Here is an 18,009-nt window from a genome sequence, read left to right as displayed (position 1 = left end):
TCTCCCCAGGGCGCGAGGAGCGCAACACGCGTCCGGCCGCGTGAGGAGTGCTGCGCAACGCGTCCGGCCGCGTGAGGAGTACTACGAGGCGTCCCGCACCGTGCCGTTCAGTGCCAGACCGCCCGGCAGCGGTTCGCCCTCGTCGCCGGTCTGCCGGAAGCTGACCGACTCGGCCGGCTCACCGACCCGGTCCTCGACGGTGGGCACGGTCACGTCGAGGCCGGTCTGCCCGGCCGGGACGTCCAGCCACAGATAGAGGCCGTCCACCGTGGACAGAGGGCGTTCCGGGTCCGGTTCGGCGCCGGAGGCGTCGGCCAGCCAGTGCGGGTCGACGTCCTTGGTGGACAGCTCCGGAGCGCCGCCGTCGGGCCGGACCGGGACGAACAGCGAACCGATGTCCGTGTCCGCGGCCTCCGACAGCGAGATCCGCCACTTCAGCGCCGAGCCCTCCGTCACCTGGTCCGCGAGCGGGGTCACGGTGACCGTGGGCGCCGGGTCGTCGTCGTGCACGGTCAGCCCGCCCCGGTAGGAGCCGACGACCGCCCCGTGGACGGCCTTGACCAGCACGTCGTACGACCGGTCGGCGCCGTAGCGGGTGTTGCCCCGCACCTCGACCGGCACGTCGACCGCCTGGCCGCCGGGCCGCACGGTGACCAGGCGGTCCTGCGCGGTACCGGTCGCCGGGTCCACGACGTACAACCGGACCTGGCCGCTGCCCCGCCCGGACACCCGCACCGGAACGTGGTAGGTGCGCACGCCCGAGTCGCCCTCGTCGACCGTGAGACGGCCGACGTCGACGCGCGGCAGCGCCGCCGCCCGTACCGCCGGGGTGCCCGGCCGCCAGCCCCAGGCGTCCATCAGCCAGGCCTGCCCCGAGGCTGAACGCGTGGTCAGTTCAAGGGACTTGACCGAGCGCAGCTCGACCCCGGCCCGGCGGGCGGCGGTCAGCGGTACGCGCAGTTCACGCGCCCAGTAGGACGCGGTGCGCTCGCTGCCGGGCAGCCCGTCGACCTGGACCCGGCCCAGCGTCGCCCTACGGCCGTGGGTGTCGGTGACGGCCACGTCGAGTCGGGTGCCCTTGGTGTTCGGGGGCACGAAGACCCGGAGCGCGAGTGCCTGGGCGCCCCGGAGGGAGACCGGCCGCGCCACCTCGACGCGGGTCGCCGCTCCCGCGGCCGTCCAGCGCAGCGCGACCGCGTTCCGCCCTGCCTCCCGTGCCGTCTCCCACTGCGCGAAGTGCGGCGAGCCGCCCTGGGCGCCCTCGCCCAGACAGGCCACCGCCGGGTCGGGATCGGCCGCGGCGCACAGCCGGCCACCGGTCACGGTCACCTTGCCGTCCGGCAGGAACCCGGCGCCACGGTTCGCGCCGACCGCGTGGCTGAGCACGCGCGCCGGATCCGCCGACGGCGCCCGCCGCCCCGAACCGTCCAGCAGCGGCCGCACCTTGTCGTCCCCCGCGACGAACAGCCGGGCCGCCGCGGCGATGTACGTCGAGCCCGCCCGGTGCTGCTGGTCGGCGGTCAGCCGGGTCGCGGTCCGCTTGGAGCAGACCGGGTCCCGCTGGTCCGCGTCGTCGTAGAAGTCGTCCTCCGCCGGGGCCTTTGCCTGTCCCGGCGTCCACTCGGTGTTGAAGAAGTTGTGGTTGGCGCCGATCACATAGACCGCGCTGTGCAGGGCCCGGCCGGCGCCGACCGCGCGGGTGCCGTCGACGTACACCTCGCCCTGGAGGTCGGAGACATCGCCGTCACAGCCCGGCAGGACGGTGAGCGACGGCACGTCCGGCACCGGGTTCTGGCCGAAGACGGTGGGGCCGATCAGCACGGTGCCGTTGATGTGCCAGCGGACCCTGCCGTGGTAGCCGTCCTGGTCGGCCGGCGGCGGGTAGAGGCTGTCCAGCGCGGCCCGGTTCACGCCCTCGCCGCCCCGGGAGTGGCCGATCAGCAGCACCCGGGAGAGGTCGGCGCGTGGTGCCTCACGCACGATCCGGGGTGCCTGCCGGGGGTTGTGCGCCCAGTCGGCCCAGTGCGCCAGGTGCTGCCGGATCAGCGAGGAACGGGCCTGGGCGCCGCCGTCCTCGGCCTGCCAGTCCTGGCCGTTGATCCCGTTCGCCGAGATCGACACGGTCACATAGCCCTGCGACGCCAGCAGCCGCTGGTCGCGGAGATAGCCCCGATGGCTCGGTATCGGGAGCGTCCCGGCCGGGCAGGGCCAGGCGCCGGACGCCTGCCCGTCGTCGCCGTGCGGGGCGTAACAGGTGGCGTGGCGGCCGTGCAGGAACAGCGCGAGCGGGCGCGGGCCGGGGATCCCGGTGGGCGCGACCACCACGGCGTTCATCTCGACCGGGACGGAGAACCCGGGCAGGCGCACCGACTTGAGGTGGTACTCGCCGGAGGTCGTGCGGTAGCGGCCGGGCTTGCCCGGGTCCACCGGGCCGGCGGGCAGTGGAGCCGGCGGCCGGGCGGCCGCCGCGGGTGCCTCGGTGGCCGCGGACCGGGTGTCCAACCGCCGTCCGCCCGACCAGACCTGAAGGTCTGTCAGCTCACCGGTGCGAGCTGCTTCGAGGCCGAGCCGGAAGGTGTGCCCGTCCCGCTCCGGCTTCGGCACCCCCAACAGCCGTCCGTCCGACCGGAATTCCACCCGTGCGTCGCCCATCGGCACCTGTCTGCCGGACCGCCACACCAGTTGGGGCGCCGAGCGACCCTCGTCGATGCGCCAGCCCGGCGGCAGCTTCCCGCCGGACTCCGCGGTTGCCGGGGCCGGCCGGGCGTGCGCGGCGGTGCCGGACACCCCTCCCACGAGCGCGAGCACCGCGGCCGCGGTGACCCATATGCGCCGGGTACGGACCAATGTTCCCTCCTCGGAAGGCGAGGACGGGCGCCCCAGCCGTCCCGAGGAGCCCCTCGCGCCCCGGAGGACGGGGAGCAGGGTCTGTGGGTTGCCTGTGAAGGAAGAGGGATTGGTTACTTACGGGAGGGGGAGGTGGAGCATCCTCGCCCAGGGCGTCGGCCGCCGCGGAACGGGATTCCCGACCGTCAGCTCCACGCCCGGTACGGCTCGTCGAGCAGTTGGAAGACCGGTTCGCCCCGGACCGGGTCCTTCGCCGTGGAGAGCCTGACCCGGTCGCCGCTGTGGATGCCGATCGGCGGGCCCATGACCCGGCCCCGCACGACGAATCCCTCGGCCATCTCGATCAGGGACACGTTGCGCGCGGCGGGCGTGTTGCGGTGCACCACCGTGGAGTGGCGGACCGTGCCGGTGCCCTCGCTGCGCTCCGTGCGCAGTTCGCTGCCCTGGCAGACCGGGCACAGCAGCCGGTGGTAGGTGGCGGTGCCGCACCAGGTGCAGCGCTGGAAGACGATGGCGTCCTTGTGGAGGTCCGCGGGGCGGTGGTCCGCGGGCGCGGGGTCGAGAACGCTCGTCGCGAATCCGACCGCCGACTGCGCGGCGCTCGCTGAGTGGTGGTACACGCTGGTCAACTCCCTGCGCTCGCCCGGAAACCCGAATCCCGCGTGCCCGGACCCGGCCGCGCACGCACATGCCCGGTTCGCCGTGCCACCGTGCACGTCGTCAGAGTATGGCACTGAGTGTCAGCAGTAAAGGCACTGCGTACCCCTAAATTGCGGGGATTCCGCGGCTGGTCACCGGATTCCAGGCCCGTCAGGCACGGCCGAACGCGGTCTCGATCTCCTGCACCACCCGCCACAGCGGAGCGTCCCGCCGGGAGACCAGGACGACCACGTCGTCCGGGTGTTCCACCAGTCCGCCGAACAGCGCGGCCGACGCCCCGTCCGGCGCGGGCCCGGCGTCCTCGGTGCCGAACGCGGCCTGTACGTACCCGAGGGCATGGTCGACCGTCGCCGCCGCGTCGCCCTCGCCGTCCGAACGCAGCCAGGAGCGCAGGGCGTTGTTGTGCGCCGCGACCACGGCCGCCGCGATCACGTCCGCCCGCAGCGTCCCGTCCGGCCGGCCGGCGTACCGGCCGCGCAGATACTCGGCCAGCGCGCGCTCGTAGCGCCACACCACCGACAGTTCGTACGCGCGCAGCCCCGGGACCTTCTTGGTCAGCCGGTAGCGCTGCACCGAGAACGTCGGGTTCTCCGCGTACATCCGCAGCACCAGCCGGGCCGCGTCGCACACCCGCCGCACCGGCTCGCACTCGGGCCCGCTCGCCGCCAGGAAGGCGGTCATGTCGGCCAGGCAGCCCTCGTGGTCGGGGAAGACCACATCCTCCTTGGAGGGGAAGTACCGGAAGAACGAGCGCCGCCCGACCCCGGCCAGGGCAACGATGTCGTCGACGGTCGTCTGCTCGTAGCCGCGCTCCAGGAAGAGCCGGAAGGCCGCCGCGACCAGGGCGTCCCGCATGGGCGGCTTCGCGTGCGGCGCGGTGCTGCTGGAGCTCATGGACGCGAACGTAGCACTCCGCCGCACTCATGGCACTCAGTGCACGCCGGGTGGGGAACTGAGTGCACTCCTCTTCGGCTGGTCCTGCTCGGGCTGAACCGGCGGACCGGTCCTGCCGTATGTGTTCTCGGGGATCGCGGACACCCGTGCGTACGGGACGTAGAAGGAGAGCAGTGTGTCGACACCGCCCGACCCTGAGCAGCCGCACCGCGGGCCGATCCTGGAACCGGTCCGAGTCCTGCGCCCCCGCCGACTCGACGCTCTCGCGGAGCTGATGCGCGAGATCCGGGAGGAGGCGGAGGCCGACGAGAAGGCGAGAGAGGCCGGCAAACAGACCGGGAAACAGACCGGCGGGCAGACGGGGAAACGGACCGGGAAACAGCCGGGTCCGACGGACTTCGAGGCCTTCGACGGAGACCGCTGGCCCGGTGCCGGCACGGAGGACGAGACCCAGGAACTGCCGCCGGTCACCGACGGCCCGCGCGGCCACGGCCATGGCGCCCGTTCGTCCCGCGCCTTCGGCTTCGGCCCCGGACTGCGCCGGGCCGCGGCCGTGGTGGCCGTCGGCGCGGCCGCCCTGGTCGGCTTCGGCTGCGCCCTGCTGCTGCCCGGCCGCGAGGGCACCGCCGCGGCCGCCCAGCCCTCCCCGTCCGCCACCACGGCACCGGCCACCACACCACCGGCCTCGGACACCTCCACCGACCCCGACGGCGCCGGCACCCTCCGCGAGGGCGCCACCGGTCCCGAGGTCGTCGACCTGGAGCAGCGCCTCCTGCGCATTCCGGACGTCTACCGCGACGGCTCCACCGCCGGAACGTACGACGCCGCCCTCACCGCGGCGGTGGAACGCTTCCAGATCTGGTACGGCATCAGCGGCGACGAGCGCGGCGTCTACGGCGACGACACCCGCAGCGCCCTGGAGTCGCGCACCAGCCCGACGGACGGCTGAGCGGGGACGAACGGCCCGGTGACCGGTCCCGTCGGCCGGTACGGCGAGCACTTTCGAACGCCGGGCAATGGATCAGGAAAACGCCGGGACCGTGCGAGGAACGGGCGTCACCATGGGCAGCCACCCGGCAGCTCCGTGCCGCCGCGTTCCCACCGTACGACCCCGAAGGCCATGCCGATGAACGGCTCCCGCATCCCGGGCCTGCTGCTGCCCGCCGTGTTCCTGCTGGCCGTGGTGGTGGGCCTGTTCTGGTACTGGCGGCACCGCGACGACGACTGACCGCCGTGGCCGCCCCGCTACTCCTCGTCCGCCATCGGCACCCGGATGTCCAGCACGCACACGTCGTCCCGCCGTTCGCCCTCCAGCATCGCGGCGAGCAGCGCCTCCAGGGACCCGGGTTCGAGGGTACGGACGGCCTCGGCCAGCCGGGTCAGGCCCATGTCGATGTCCTCGCCGGGCCGCTCCACCAGACCGTCGGTGTACAGCAGCAGCCGGTCGCCGGGCTTCAGCCGGAACTCGGCGGACTCGTAGACCGGGTCCGTCGAGGCCCCGAGCAGCATGCCGTCGGGGCGGTCCAGCCGCCGGACCTCGCCGGCGCGCACCAGCAGCGGCGGCAGGTGACCCGCCTGGGCCCAGACGAGACGGCGCTCGGCGGGCTGGTACCGGGCGAGCACGAGGGTCGCGGTGGACTGGCTGTCGCGCGAGTGCAGGAGCAGGAAGTTCAGCCGGGCGAGCGCGCCGGTCAGCGAGGAGCCGGTGGTCACCATGCCCTTGGCGGTGAACCGGAGCTGGGCCATCGTCGCGACGGCGTCGACACCGTGGCCCGCCACGTCGCCGACGACGAACAGCGCCGAGTCGTCGGGAAGTTCGATGGCGCTGAACCAGTCGCCGCCGACGTGCACCCCCGCCTGCGCGGGCAGGTAGGCGACCTCGACCCGCAGCCCGCACAGCCGCACCGGTCCGCTGGGCAGCGGGAGCAGCGCGTGCTGGAGCCGGGTGGCCAGCGCGCGCTCGGCCTCCAGGATGCCGCGCTGCATCAGGATCGCCCGCTCGCTGTCCACCAGGGCGAGTTCGGCGCTGCGCTGCGCGGTGAGGTCCTGGACGAAGCCGTGCACCTCGACGACCATGCCGTCCGCGGCGGTCACCCCCTCGGCGACGGCCCGCAGATGCCTCACGGTGTTCCCGGTCCTGATCCGGAACGGGACGTCGAACGACCCGCCGGTGCGGGCGAGTTCGGAGACCGCGCGGGCCAGCGCATGGGCGTCCTCGGGCAGCACCAGGTCCGGCAGCAGGTCCAGCGCGACCGCGCCGCGGCCCGGGTCGCGGCCCAGGATGGTGTACACCTGGGACGACCAGGTGACCTGACGGGTGATCAGGTTCCAGTTCGCCCAGCCGAGGTTGCCCAGCCGCTGCATGTCCGCCAGCCGCTGTTCCTGCCGCTCCTGCACGTCGTGCCGCAGCCAGGTCACCAGCAGCCCGTCGCCGAGCCGCGTGGCCCGCACCGAGTAGGCGGCCCGCACGGTCGCCCCCGCGACGGTCTCCTCGCGGACGAACGCCTCGCCCTCGTACGGCTCCCCGTCGAGCGCCTTGAGATACCCCTGCCACAGGGACTCCCCGGCGACGGAGGGACAGCTCTCCAGGATGTGCGAGCCGACCAGCTCGCGGCCGGTGCGGCCGAGGATGTCGACGGCGTTCGGGCCGGCCGCCTCGATGCGGTAGTCCTCCACCTCCCCGGTGGCGGTGCGCAGCGGGGTCAGCAGGACCGCCGCTCCCGGCAGTGCGTCCAGCACCGTCTGCACCGTCCGGGAGAAGTCCGGGGCCGGCGGTTCGGCCGGGGTGCCGAGGGCGGTGAGCCGGCCCGCGCACAGGCGGGCGACGGCCCGCAGCAGCTCGCGTTCCGCCGGCCCGAAGACCGCGTCCTGCCGGCGCAGCACACCGAGGGTCACACCGGCCGTGTCCCCGGTCGTGACCGGCAGCCAGGCCCGGGACAGCCAGCGCCCGGGCGGCTCGTCGATGAGGCGGTGGTCCTGCCGGTCCCGGTCGAAGTGCTCCAGCCAGAGGGGCTCACCGGTCTTGAGGGTCTCCAGCGGGGCGAACCCGCTCAGCGGCGGTACCCGGTGCCACTGGGCGGCGAGCGTCGCGTCGACACCGGCGTACCCGATGAGTTCGAGCCCGTGGCCGGGCGGCCGCCGGTACAGCAGCACCGCGTCGGCGCCGACCCCGGGCGCCAGGTGGTCGAGCAGCGTTCCGGCCAGTTCCTGCGGGGAACCGACGTGCACCAGGGCTTTGCCGAGGCGGCCGAGCGTCTCGGCGGTGCCGGGCGGGGCGGGCGACTCGCGGGGTTCCGCCGGGGCGGGCGGTTCGGTGCCGGGACCGACGGCCGGGGGCACGGCGGGCATCAGGGCGCCGAGGGTGAGCCAGCACTCCTCCAGCAGGGTGCGGTTCCCGGCCTGGGCCCGCTGCAGAAGCGCCTCGTGCGCGGCGTCGGGGGAGCAGCCCGTGGTGGCCATCAGGGCGCCCTTGGCCCGTTCCACCACGGCGGAGGCGGCCACCTGGTCCCGCAGCCGGTCCAGCTCGGCGCGCTGCCGGGACACGACCTTGGCCAGAGCCGCCGGCTCGGCGACGGCGCCGGTGTCGACAGGTGACGCTTGCTCGCTGGTCACGGATCGAGCATGGCACAGGACGGTGCATCCGATCACACCCGTGCCGGATCGGTGAAGGATCCGAGCGTCCTCGGATCGGAACCGGTCCGGAGCCGGACCGGAACGGTCAGCGGCCGGTACTGTGCCCGACGAGTGACTCGGTGACGGCGCGGACGCTGCGCGCGATGTGCTGGAGTTGCAGCACCTCCGCCGCGTACAGCTTGATCGTGTGCTCGATGACCGACTCCGGCAGCCCCAGCAGGGGCAGTTCGGCCCGCGCGGTCTGCAGTGCCGTGCGGGCCACCCGGATCTCGTGCTGGACCTGGATCTGCGCGTGCCGGGCGAGCAGTACGGGGTGCCGGATCAGCGCCGGGTAGCTGGCGTAGCGGGCCGGCACCAGCTCGCGCAGCCACTTGGTGGCGGAGCGCTCCCAGTCGTAACTGCCCGGCGTCTTGACCTGGCAGGGCCAGTCGGGACTGATGCGGGTGGTCGTCGTCAGGGTCATGATCATCGCTTCCGGGGTGCGGCGTCGGGAAGGGGTGGTCGACGGATGTCTGGGCGGCTCCGGCCTAGGGGATGGCCGGAGCCGCCGCGGGCGAATCGCGCAGGCGATGCCCGTTCGAACACCCCGGGCGCCGACGCGGGTAGGAGACGGCGGCTGGGGGTGTCCGTGCAGGGACCCCGGGCGTCGGCCGCCGGCACTGCGGTGGTGCTGCGTGCGCATGGGCGGTCCGTCGGCTTTCTCGGGGCGGGTGCGAGCGGTGCGTCCTCGGTGCGGAACGTGCCCGGAGTGTGCCGGGGTGATCCGTGAGCAGTATTTATATATGCCTTCCGGTTTGCAAGACGTATGAAAACATTCATGCGTGAATTGCGGTGAATAATCCCGCTACGGGCCGCTGCTGCGGCGGGAAGGGAAGGGACGGCCGGTGCGCCCCGGGTCAGTCCTTGAGGAAGAACTGGTGCTGCTCGGCGACGTGCTCGTACTCCTCCAGGCGTGCCTGGGTGCGCTCCGGGTCGGCATCGGTCATGGCCTGCAGCAGGGCCGCGGCCATCAGGCCGGGCGCCGCATAGGTGTCGAAGACCAGGCGGGACCCGATGCCGGTGCTGAAGGTGACGTCGGCCTCGTCGGCCAGCGCGCCGAGCGCCAGATCGGTCACGAGCGCGACCCGCAGACCCGCGGTGCGCGCCACCTGGATCGCGGTGAGCGTCTCCTGCGCGTGCCGCGGCATACCGAACGCCAGCACCCAGGTGCCGCCCGCCTCCCGCGACTGCAGCAGCGAGTCGTAGGCCACGCTGCCGCCCCGCGTCACCAGCCGTACGTCGGGGTGGATACGGCGGGCGGCGTAGGCGAAGTACTCCGCCAGCGAGACGGAGATGCGCAGGCCGAGCACGGTCAGCGGGGAGGACTGGGACAGCTCGCGGCCGATCCAGATCACCCGGTCCGGGTCGGCGAAGTCCCGGCGCAGGTTCTCCAGGTTCTCGATCTCGGCGTCGACGGCCGCCTGGAGTTCGTTGCTGCGGTGCTCGGTGGCGGCCCCGGTGCCGCCCGCCAGGGTGCGCAGCGCGATCGACTGGAGCCGCTCGCGCAGCGCGGGGTAGCCGTTGAAGCCGACCGCGCCCGCGAACCGGGTCACCGACGGCTGGCTGACCCCGACCCGCTCGGCGAGGTCGGTGATCGACAGGAAGGCCGCCTCGGTGATGTGGTCGATCAGGTACTGGGCGATGCGGCGCTGACCGGGGGAGAGCCGGGGGCCGTCGAAGAGCTCGCGCAGCTGGGAGGTGGGCGCGGCCTCCGCCTCCGGCACCGTCTTGCCCGAGGTGATCGCGGATGCCTGTGCGCGAGCCTGCTGCGGCGATGGCACCGAAGCGCCTCCTTTGTCTCCCACGAGGACTCAACATAGCTCACTGACCGTGGTGACCAGGGGTTGTGCCGACAGCCCGACCGCCCCGGCGGCCGCAAGCACAACGTGCGCGGCCGGCGCCGGGGTTCCGGTGGTCACCGCCGGTAGACGGTGATGGAATGCCCGACGTCGTCGACGGCACGGCTGCTGTCGATCAGCGCGGCCAGCCGGCCCTTTGCCTTGGCGACCGACGAGTCCGAGACGACCAGTAGCCCGTGCACCTCGCGGGGCGGCACCGTGCGGGGGTCGGTGGCGTGGATGCCGTAGTACGCCGGGATGCCACTGCCCTTGTAGACCAGCCAGATCCGCTCGCCCGGGTAGCGCTCCCGCAGCCGGTCGGCGAGCCGGCCCAGGTCCTGGCCCCAGTCCACGTTGGAGTCGTGCAGCCGCAGATGCGTCTTCGCCGGACCGCCGAACGCTTCGTTGGAGTACGGCAGATAGAAGGGGAACGTGCGCAGCGAACTCACCGCGACGAACAGCAGCAGCGCCCCGCCCATCGGCCGTGACCACCGCCACCGCACCGCCAGCACCGCAGCTCCGCCCACGGCCAGGAACATCGGCATGAACAGCGCGTACCGCGTCCCGAAGTCCCGCGACCCGGTCATCGCCGAGGCCAGCAGCACCGACGGCGGCAGCAGCACGTACGGCGCGGCCGGCCGCAGCCGCCGTACCGCCAGTACCGCGACCGCACCGGCCGCCCACAGCGCCAGCATGCCCAGCGGGGTCTTCACCAGCAGGGCGGCCGGCAGGTAGTACCAGCGGGAGCCGGTGTAGAGGTGCCCGAACAGATAGCCCTGCCAGGGATAGTCCTCCAGGCCGAACTGCAGGCGCATGCCGTCCCGGTAGGCGTGCGGGAAGGGCATCAGATCCACCAGCAGGCCCCGCACACCGTGGATCGCCGGGACCGGCACCGCGGACACGGAGCGCAGCCGGGGATCGACGGCCAGATAGGACAGCCACACGACGGCGACCGCCGTCGCCGTCACCACCGCCGCGGCCGTGAGCGTGCGCCGCACCCGGCCCGGGCGCACGCCCCACACCGACAGCACCGCCAGTGCCGGCAGCACCGGGAGCGCGGGCAGCACGCTCATCTTCGTCGCCACCGCCGCGCCCAGCGCGGCCCCGGCGAGGGGCAGATACAGCCGGGGGCGGCGTCGCGCCCGCCACAGCAGCCAGGCCGACGTCAGCACGAACCCGGCCGACGGCACGTCCAGGGTGGCCAGCGAACCGTGCGCGATCAGGTCGGGGGAGAAGCAGTACAGGGCGAGCGCGAGGAGCCCGGCGGCCGTACCGAGGACCTCGCGGGCGAAGGCGAAGACCACCAGGGCGAACAGCAGCGTCAGCGCGATCACCGGCAGCCGGGCCCACAGCATCAGCCGCCAGGGGTCGTTGCCCGACGCGTACAGCAGATGCCGGCCCACCTGCCCCTGGTCACCCCGGTACGACGGGTCGTAGTGCGGGTCGGCGACCGCGATCCCGGCCATGACGACGAGCTTGCCGAGCGGCGGGTGCTCGGGGTTGTAGCGCAGCCGGTGCTCGTGGAGGTAGTCGGTGGCCGCGGCCACGTAGACCGGTTCGTCGATGGTGGGCGTCTGCTGGACGGCGGTGGTCACCATCGCGACCGCCATCTGGCCGAGCAGCAGCACCACCAGGACCGGCACCAGCCACCGGCGGCGGGCCCGCAGGGCGGCGGTCAGCCGGGCCGCGGGGGCGGGCCGTGGGGCGGGTGTGGGGTCGTCGAGGTGGCCGGGATCGAGGACCGACTGCTGTTCGCTTGCCATCATCCGCCCCGCGGGGACGCCGGGCCCGCGGTGACGGGAGCGATCAGGAGCAGGGACATGGGCCCTACTGTCGCATCGCTCCCGCCACCGGGCGCGTCACCGCTTCACGAGTCGCACCGACAGACCGTCTGCCGTGTACACGGGTACGGCCCGCAGCTTGTCGGAGTTCAGCTCGATGTGGTCGAACTGTCCGCGCAGCCGCGGCGCGTCGAGCACCGGGAGGGTGCAGCCCGCGGCCGGCGGGTGTTCGGTGTCGAGCTTCAGGGACAGCGTGCTGCCCTTGCCCAGCACGGCCAGGTGCTTCACCTGGAGCGGCGCCTTGCGGCCCTGCCCCGGCGTCACCTCCAGGGTGCCCGCGTCCTGCGTGTAGGTCCCCCGCACGAACAGGTCCCCGGTCACCCGCAGGGTGCCGGCCTCGATCCGGACGTCGCCGCGGCCCAGCGCCTCGTCCGAGGCGGCGACCAGGGTGCCCCCGGCCACCACGGTGCCGCCGCGGTAGCCGTTGCCGCCGGTCAGCGTCAGCGTGCCGGTGCCCTGCTTGGTCAGGCCGCCGTGGCCGTCGATGTCGTGGCGCCAGCTGTCGGCCGCCGAGAAGCCGCCGGCCGCCGCGTCCAGGGTGACCGTGACGTCCGTGTCGAAGGCGCCGTAGCCGTCCGCCGCGGCGAACAGGTTGAGGCGGCCCCACTGCTCGACGCCGTCCAGCAGCACGTAGCCGGCGGGCAGGGCGGTGCTGCGCAGCACCTCGCGGCGCTGGTCGGCGGTGAGGTAGGGCTGGCGGGTCTCCAGCAGTACCTCGGCGCCCTTGGGCACGGTGAGCGGCAGGTCGCCGCCCTGCCGCCGCAGGACGTACGTCAGCCGGGGGGTGGCCGCGCGCTCGTTGGCCGCGCGGTCGGCGTACGGGTCGGCGGCGGTGCCGGCCGAGTGGGCGTAGGCGTACAGGGTGTCGGCGGTGCTGCCGGTCCGCGCCTCGAAGTAGGCGAGGGCCTGGGCGCGGGCGGCCGCCTTGAGGGCGGCGTTGGCCGGGTCGGCGAGGGTGGCGGCGGCCAGGGCGGTGGCCATGATGCGGCCGCCGAGCACGTCGACGGTGTTGTGCATGCCGGCGATGATGCGGGTGTCGCTCAGCTCCAGGGCGCGGGCGACCAGCTCCTGGAAGCGCTCCGGCACCGCGTAGGCGTAGGCGAGGCCCGCCAGGTGGAAGGCGTTGGTGTGGCCGGAGGGGAAGCCGCCGTCGTCGACCGGGGAGGTGTTGCGCTGGCGCAGCAGCTGCGGGGCGACGATCACCTCGGAGTCGTAGACCGGGAAGCCGTAGGCGTCGGTCCTGCCGGTGTCGACGACCTCGCTGTCCTCGTTCATGCGCCACGGACGCGGGTACTGGTAGGCGTACTTGGAGGGGTTGCCGGAGGCGTAGTTGCCGCGCACGGTGTCGACCAGCTCGGCGACCTTGCCCAGTGCCGAGTCGTGCGAGCCGGCACCGAGCGCGGAGCCCGCCGGGGCGTCGGCCGGGACGGCGTCGTTGACGGTGGTCGCGGGCGTCCCGTCGGGGGCGCTGGTGATCGAGGTGACCGCGAGCGAACCGGTCTTGTACAGGTCCGCCAGCGGGCCGAGGCCGGCGATCATCGCGTAGCTCTGGTGCTGGCGGTCGTAGAGGAACGCCTTCTTCGCCTCGGCCGCGGAGCGCCTGGCGGTGATCTTGGCGCAGTAGCGCATGTTGTCGCGCAGGATGTCGGCGCGCAGCACGCTCCCGGTGTTCCAGGCGGAACCGGTCTTCCATATCCGCGCGAAGCCGCCGAGGATGCGGACCACCGCGTTGGTGTCGGCGGTCAGGTTGGTGCTGATGTTCGTCTTGTAGTCGTCGACGAACGCGAGAGCGGTCGCGGCCTTGGCGTCCGCGGCGGCGAGCCACCCGGCGAACGTCGGGGCCGCCAGCACACCCGCCGACGCGCCGAGCGAGGTCTTCAGGAATCCCCGTCGGCCGACGGGGATTCCACGGGCCGGAGAAGCGGAGCGGTGCCCGGCAGGTGACGGCATGGGTGTGCCTCTCTTGAGTTCTGGGGGAGTTCACGCGGACGGTCGATGCTCCGGATGCGCGTGAGCGTGTGGGTTCGCGTGGGAAAAGTGTTGAACGAGCGAAGTTCTAGGGCGAGTTCGTGTCCCGGCGGTCATGGTCCGACGACCCTCGCATGACCCGGAGTTGAACGACAGCCCGGTGGTTCACAGGAAGAACAGGCCTGGACCTGCGTGTTCGCAGCACCGAACGGCCCGTGGTCCAGGCATGCGGGACCGGACGGGCCGCGGACGGGTTTCTCACAGGATCGAACGTGCCAGCGCCACCGCGCCCTCGACCGGCGGGAGCCGCAACGGCTGTGGCCGCGCCCCGGGTACGGCCTCGGCGAGCGCGGCCGAGAAGGCGTCGTACAGGCGTGGCTGGGAGAGGATCGTGCCGCCCGCGACCACCACGTCGTCCACGGCCAGACCGCGGGCGGCGAGCCGGACCACGAGGCCGGCGAGGGCGCGGCCGCCGTCGGCTATCACGTCGGCGGCGAGCCGGGAGCCCGCGTCGGCCGCGGTGAAAAGCACCGGGGCGTGCCGGCCCCACTCGGCGGACACGTCGGAGGCGCCCTCAAGGGCGGCGCCGAGCGCAGGAACTTCCGCCACCTCGAAGGCGGCGACGAGTCCGGTCGCGAGGGCGTCGGGGACCTCACCGCGGTCGTGTGCGGCCCAGACGGCGCGGGCGGCCTCCCGGACGAGTCCGGCGGCGCCGCCCTCGTCGCCGAGGACCGCGCCCCAGCCGCCCACCTGCACGGGGCTGCCGTCGGGCTGCCGGCCGACGGCCACCGAGCCGGTGCCGGCGACCAGGCCGACACCCTTGTCCAGGCCTGCGGCGGGGACAAGGAGCTCGGCGTCGCCCACCACCTGGACGGGCACGTCCAGGAGCTCCCGCAGCGCGGCGGCGATGCCGGCGCACTGGCGGGGGGTCTCACAGGCGTGCCCGCCGACGGCCAGGGCGGCGGGGCGGGTGCCGGAAGGCAGGGCGTCGTGGACGAGAGCGGTCAGCCAGCGGGCCGCGGCGGCCGCTTCGTGCGGCCGCCAGCCGCTGCTCGAACGGACGTGATCGGCGACCAGGTCCGCGCCGGTGAGCGCGCGGAGGTGGGTCTTGGTGCCCCCCACGTCGATGCCGATCACAAGAGGGGAAGAAGACGCGTCCTGCACGGATCCTCTTTCGTCGTCTGGGCGAACAGCGCCGAAGAGCCTGGCACTGTACTGCGACGGCGGGCGAACCGTGCCTGGCCGGACAGGAGTTGAGGAAGTCGGGAAGCCCCGGGACGGGCTTCTTGCGGAGCACGGCAGGCGAGTACCGTGTACTTCGTTAGGAAGTTAACTAACGAAGTACAGTGCGTCAAGAGTCGCTGCGGACTCGATCAACGGGACGTTGTCGAGGCCAGAACCGCGCGGCACAAGGGCACCGCATCGCCGCATCCCGCGACACCCGGGGGAGCGCGGCCCCTGACCCATGGGGGAACTGTGGAACACGTCGTGACTGAGGCCCCCCGGCTCACCGAGAGCGCCGGTGCGGTCTTCGCCGTGCTGGCCCAGGCCGGCAGCGCCACCCGGCCGCAGCTCGCGAGCCTCGCCGGCCTGTCCAAGCCGACGGTCTCCGCCGCCGTCGCGGAGCTGGAGGGGGCCCGGCTGGCCACCCACTCCGGCACCGCGTCCGGCGGCACCGGCCGCTCCGCCGCCGTCTACGGCCTCGGGCCCGCCTCCGGCTCGGTCCTCGCCGTCGACCTCGGCCCGGCCCACACCCGGGTGCGCGGCTGCGCCCTGGACGGCACGCTGCTCGCCGAGGCGGACACGCCCCGCACCCGCGCCGCCGACGCCGTCCGCGAGGCTCTGGCCGCGCTGCCCGCGGGCGCCCCGCTACGGGCCATCGTCGTCGCCATCGGTGACGTCACCGCCCCCGACCTGGCGGGCACCGGGATGCGCCCGGCGACCGCCAAGGCCGGGCCCGTCTTCGACGCGGTCTCGGTCGCCCTGCCGCCGGGGGTCCCGGTCCACCTGGAGAACAACGTCAACTGCGCCGCTCTCGCCGAACTCCACGAGGGCGCCGCCCGGGGCCGCCGCACCTTCGGCTACCTGCGGATCGGCGTCGGTATCGGTCTGGGCATCGTGATCGGCGGCCAGGTGCTGCGTGGCGCCAACGGCGCGGCCGGTGAGCTGGCCCGGCTGCCCTACCCCTGGGACGACGACCGGGAGCCCCGTCAGGAGGCGCTGGAGGCGTACGTCGGCTCGCAGGCCCTGCTGCGCCGGGCCGCCGAGGCCTGGCGGGATATCGACGGTCCATGCCCCCGTACCGCCGAGCGGCTGTTCGCGCTGGCCGCCGAGGGCCGCGAACCGGCCCGTTCCCTCGTCGCCCGGCATGCCGCAGACGTGGGCCGGCTGGCCGCCGCCGTGGCCGCCGTACTGGACCCGGGGCTGATCGTGCTCGGCGGCAGCACCGGCGCGGACCCGCAGCTCCTGCCCGGGGTGCGGACCGAGCTGGGGCGGCTGAGCTGGCCCACCGAGGTGGTCAGCAGCCAGATCGGGGATCTCGGTACTGTCGTGGGTGCGGCCCGGCTCGCGGTGGCCAAGGGAGTCCAAAACGTGACCGAAGGCGCGCAGGTGAAGGATTGACGGCTTCCTTATCGGTCTGCCAATGTCCGGACAAGCGCTTTCTAAGTCGGCCGGGACGCTGACTTGGGGTGAGCCTCCCAGCCCGTACACGACGTACGGCAACCGCACGAGGGCGTGCCCGTGCGGTGACGGCCAGGACGGCCGGGGATCTCGCCCCGCGTGGACGATGCGGCCGGGCGAGGCCGCGCCCCCCGGAAAGCGACTTTTCCTTCAAAATGCACCCGTGCCGCCTCAGCCGGCGCCGTGCTCCGTCCGTACGACGAAATGGGATCGAAGATGACCACTGTGGGTGTGCGGCGCTCTCGCCGACTCGGCCGCGGCGGCATGCGCCGCCTGGTTCCTCTCGCTGCCGTGGCCACGGCAGGAGTCCTGCTGCTCTCCGCCTGCGGGTCGGGGTCCGGCTCGGGCGGGACCTCCAAGTCCCTGACGTTCTGGATCTCCACGGTTCCGGGGCAGGACGCGGGCTGGAAGAAGCTGGTGGCGCAGTACAAGAAGGAAGCCGGCGTCAACGTCAAGCTCGTCAACATTCCCTACGACGGCTACCCGACGAAGCTGCACAACGCCGCGCAGGCGAACTCGCTGCCCGACGTGGCGGACGTGCCCGCGCTGGACCCGATCTGGTCGAACAAGCTGATCGACCTCAAGTCCATCGCCAACAACAAGACCAACAAGATCAACGCCAACTTCCTCGCCAAGGACTCGTCCGGGAAGGTGCTGGCCATCCCCTCGGACGTCACCGCGTCCGGCCTGTTCATCAACGAGACGCTGTTCAAGAAGGCCGGCGTCGCCGTCCCGACCTCGCCCGAGAAGACCTGGACCTGGACCGAGTTCATCGCGGCGGCGAACAAGGTCCGGGAGAAGACCGGCGCCAAGTACTCCCTCACGTTCGACCAGTCGCCGTCCCGGCTCCGCGCCATGGTGTACGAGATGGGCGGGCAGTACGTCCACGCGGACTCCTCCGGCAAGTTCTCGGTGGACGCCGCGACCAAGAAGGCCGTGAAGTACTTCGTCGGACTGAACGACGACAAGACCATGCCGAAGTCGGTGTGGACCAGCGGCGCCGACCCGTCCGCCATGTTCCAGAGCGGTGACGTGGTCGCCTACTGGTCCGGCGTGTGGCAGGTCGCCTCCTTCGCGGACAGCATCAAGAAGTTCGACTGGGCGAGCGTCCCGACTCCCGCCCAGCCGGTGCAGGCCAGTGACGTCAACAGCGGCGGCATGATGGTGGGCTTCAACAACAACGGTGCCGCGGCCACCGCCGCGCAGAAGTTCCTGTCCTGGGTGTACGAGCCGAAGCAGTACACCGAGCTGGTCGAGACCTCCGGGTTCCTCCCGGTCGAGAGCGGTCTGAACCCGAAGTACCCCTTCACCTCCGAGGCGGCGCAGGCGGCGTTCAAGCTGTACAACGAGGAGATCCCGCTGTACGCCCCGATCTCGGGCTACTTCAACGGCGCGCAGACGAACTGGGTGCTGAAGGGCAAGAGCCTCGCCACCGACCCGACCAAGACGGAGCTGGGCAAGGCGATCAACGGCCAGCAGTCGGTCGACAAGGCCCTGCAGAACATCGTGGACGGCTACAACACGGCGGTCGGCGGCTGATCGCAGGCCCAAGGGCCCGGGCGGCGGGATCGAACACCGCCGCCCGGCCCTGGGCGCCACGTGATGCC

13 protein-coding genes are annotated in these 18,009 nt (G+C 73.0%); 4 read left to right on the top strand and 9 right to left on the bottom strand.

The features are described 5' to 3' along the window. Positions 1 to 81: 81 nt before the first annotated feature. The 3 genes from ACFWXC_RS22725 to ACFWXC_RS22715 all read right to left on the bottom strand — a co-directional run bounded on the left by ACFWXC_RS22725 (position 82) and on the right by ACFWXC_RS22715 (position 4,401). Complete coding sequence (locus ACFWXC_RS22725; protein WP_384481321.1) at positions 82 to 2,847, bottom strand: hypothetical protein; 2,766 nt, start codon at positions 2,845 to 2,847, stop codon at positions 82 to 84. A 185-nt stretch (positions 2,848 to 3,032) separates the two neighbouring features. Beyond that, positions 3,033 to 3,467 carry a Zn-ribbon domain-containing OB-fold protein gene (locus tag ACFWXC_RS22720; protein ID WP_384481319.1) on the bottom strand — a complete coding sequence of 145 codons (435 nt, stop codon included), beginning with the start codon at positions 3,465 to 3,467 and terminating at the stop codon, positions 3,033 to 3,035. Positions 3,468 to 3,657: 190 nt separating this feature from the next. Then, positions 3,658 to 4,401, bottom strand: coding sequence for a TetR family transcriptional regulator (locus ACFWXC_RS22715; protein ID WP_384481317.1), 744 nt, complete (start codon positions 4,399 to 4,401; stop codon positions 3,658 to 3,660). 175 nt (positions 4,402 to 4,576) lie between these two features. Here ACFWXC_RS22715 and ACFWXC_RS22710 point away from each other — a divergent pair, with 175 nt between their 5' ends. Together ACFWXC_RS22710 and ACFWXC_RS22705 are read left to right on the top strand one after the other, a co-directional pair. Next, a complete protein-coding gene (locus ACFWXC_RS22710) occupies positions 4,577 to 5,350 on the top strand; it encodes a peptidoglycan-binding protein (protein WP_384481315.1) in 774 nt (257 codons plus the stop codon). Between the two features lie 135 nt (positions 5,351 to 5,485). Beyond that, positions 5,486 to 5,629 (top strand): hypothetical protein, encoded by a 144-nt coding sequence (locus ACFWXC_RS22705; protein WP_384481313.1) that lies wholly within the window; start codon positions 5,486 to 5,488, stop codon positions 5,627 to 5,629. Positions 5,630 to 5,646: 17 nt separating this feature from the next. On the opposite strand, the gene ACFWXC_RS22700 is transcribed toward ACFWXC_RS22705, so the two are convergent. From ACFWXC_RS22700 to ACFWXC_RS22675, 6 genes are all read right to left on the bottom strand, one after another. Next, complete coding sequence (locus tag ACFWXC_RS22700; RefSeq protein ID WP_384481311.1) at positions 5,647 to 8,013, bottom strand: SpoIIE family protein phosphatase; 2,367 nt, start codon at positions 8,011 to 8,013, stop codon at positions 5,647 to 5,649. A 106-nt stretch (positions 8,014 to 8,119) separates the two neighbouring features. Further along, entirely contained in the window at positions 8,120 to 8,503 is a 384-nt protein-coding gene (locus ACFWXC_RS22695; protein ID WP_384481310.1) for a hypothetical protein, read from the bottom strand. A gap of 427 nt (positions 8,504 to 8,930) precedes the next feature. Further along, the gene (locus tag ACFWXC_RS22690; protein WP_384481308.1) at positions 8,931 to 9,854 is read right to left on the bottom strand and encodes a MurR/RpiR family transcriptional regulator; all 924 of its coding nucleotides are present in this window, start codon (positions 9,852 to 9,854) and stop codon (positions 8,931 to 8,933) included. A 134-nt stretch (positions 9,855 to 9,988) separates the two neighbouring features. Then, a complete protein-coding gene (locus ACFWXC_RS22685) occupies positions 9,989 to 11,677 on the bottom strand; it encodes a phospholipid carrier-dependent glycosyltransferase (protein ID WP_384481307.1) in 1,689 nt (562 codons plus the stop codon). A 93-nt stretch (positions 11,678 to 11,770) separates the two neighbouring features. Next, positions 11,771 to 13,702, bottom strand: coding sequence for a phosphatase PAP2 family protein (locus ACFWXC_RS22680; RefSeq protein WP_384481305.1), 1,932 nt, complete (start codon positions 13,700 to 13,702; stop codon positions 11,771 to 11,773). 276 nt (positions 13,703 to 13,978) lie between these two features. Further along, positions 13,979 to 14,884, bottom strand: a complete 906-nt coding sequence (locus tag ACFWXC_RS22675) for an N-acetylglucosamine kinase (RefSeq protein WP_384481303.1) — start codon at positions 14,882 to 14,884, stop codon at positions 13,979 to 13,981. 324 nt (positions 14,885 to 15,208) lie between these two features. Between ACFWXC_RS22675 and ACFWXC_RS22670 the strand changes: the two genes are divergently transcribed. Then, positions 15,209 to 16,342 (top strand): ROK family transcriptional regulator, encoded by a 1,134-nt coding sequence (locus tag ACFWXC_RS22670; RefSeq protein ID WP_351744969.1) that lies wholly within the window; start codon positions 15,209 to 15,211, stop codon positions 16,340 to 16,342. Between the two features lie 276 nt (positions 16,343 to 16,618). Then, positions 16,619 to 17,941, top strand: a complete 1,323-nt coding sequence (locus ACFWXC_RS22665; RefSeq protein WP_384481301.1) for an extracellular solute-binding protein — start codon at positions 16,619 to 16,621, stop codon at positions 17,939 to 17,941. Positions 17,942 to 18,009: the final 68 nt, after the last annotated feature.

This window comes from Streptomyces sp. NPDC058683 (assembly GCF_042716195.1).
Taxonomy (GTDB): domain Bacteria; phylum Actinomycetota; class Actinomycetes; order Streptomycetales; family Streptomycetaceae; genus Streptomyces.
The sequence above is the reverse complement of the archived record's forward strand: the minus strand, read 5'-3'. Positions and strand labels throughout refer to the sequence as shown.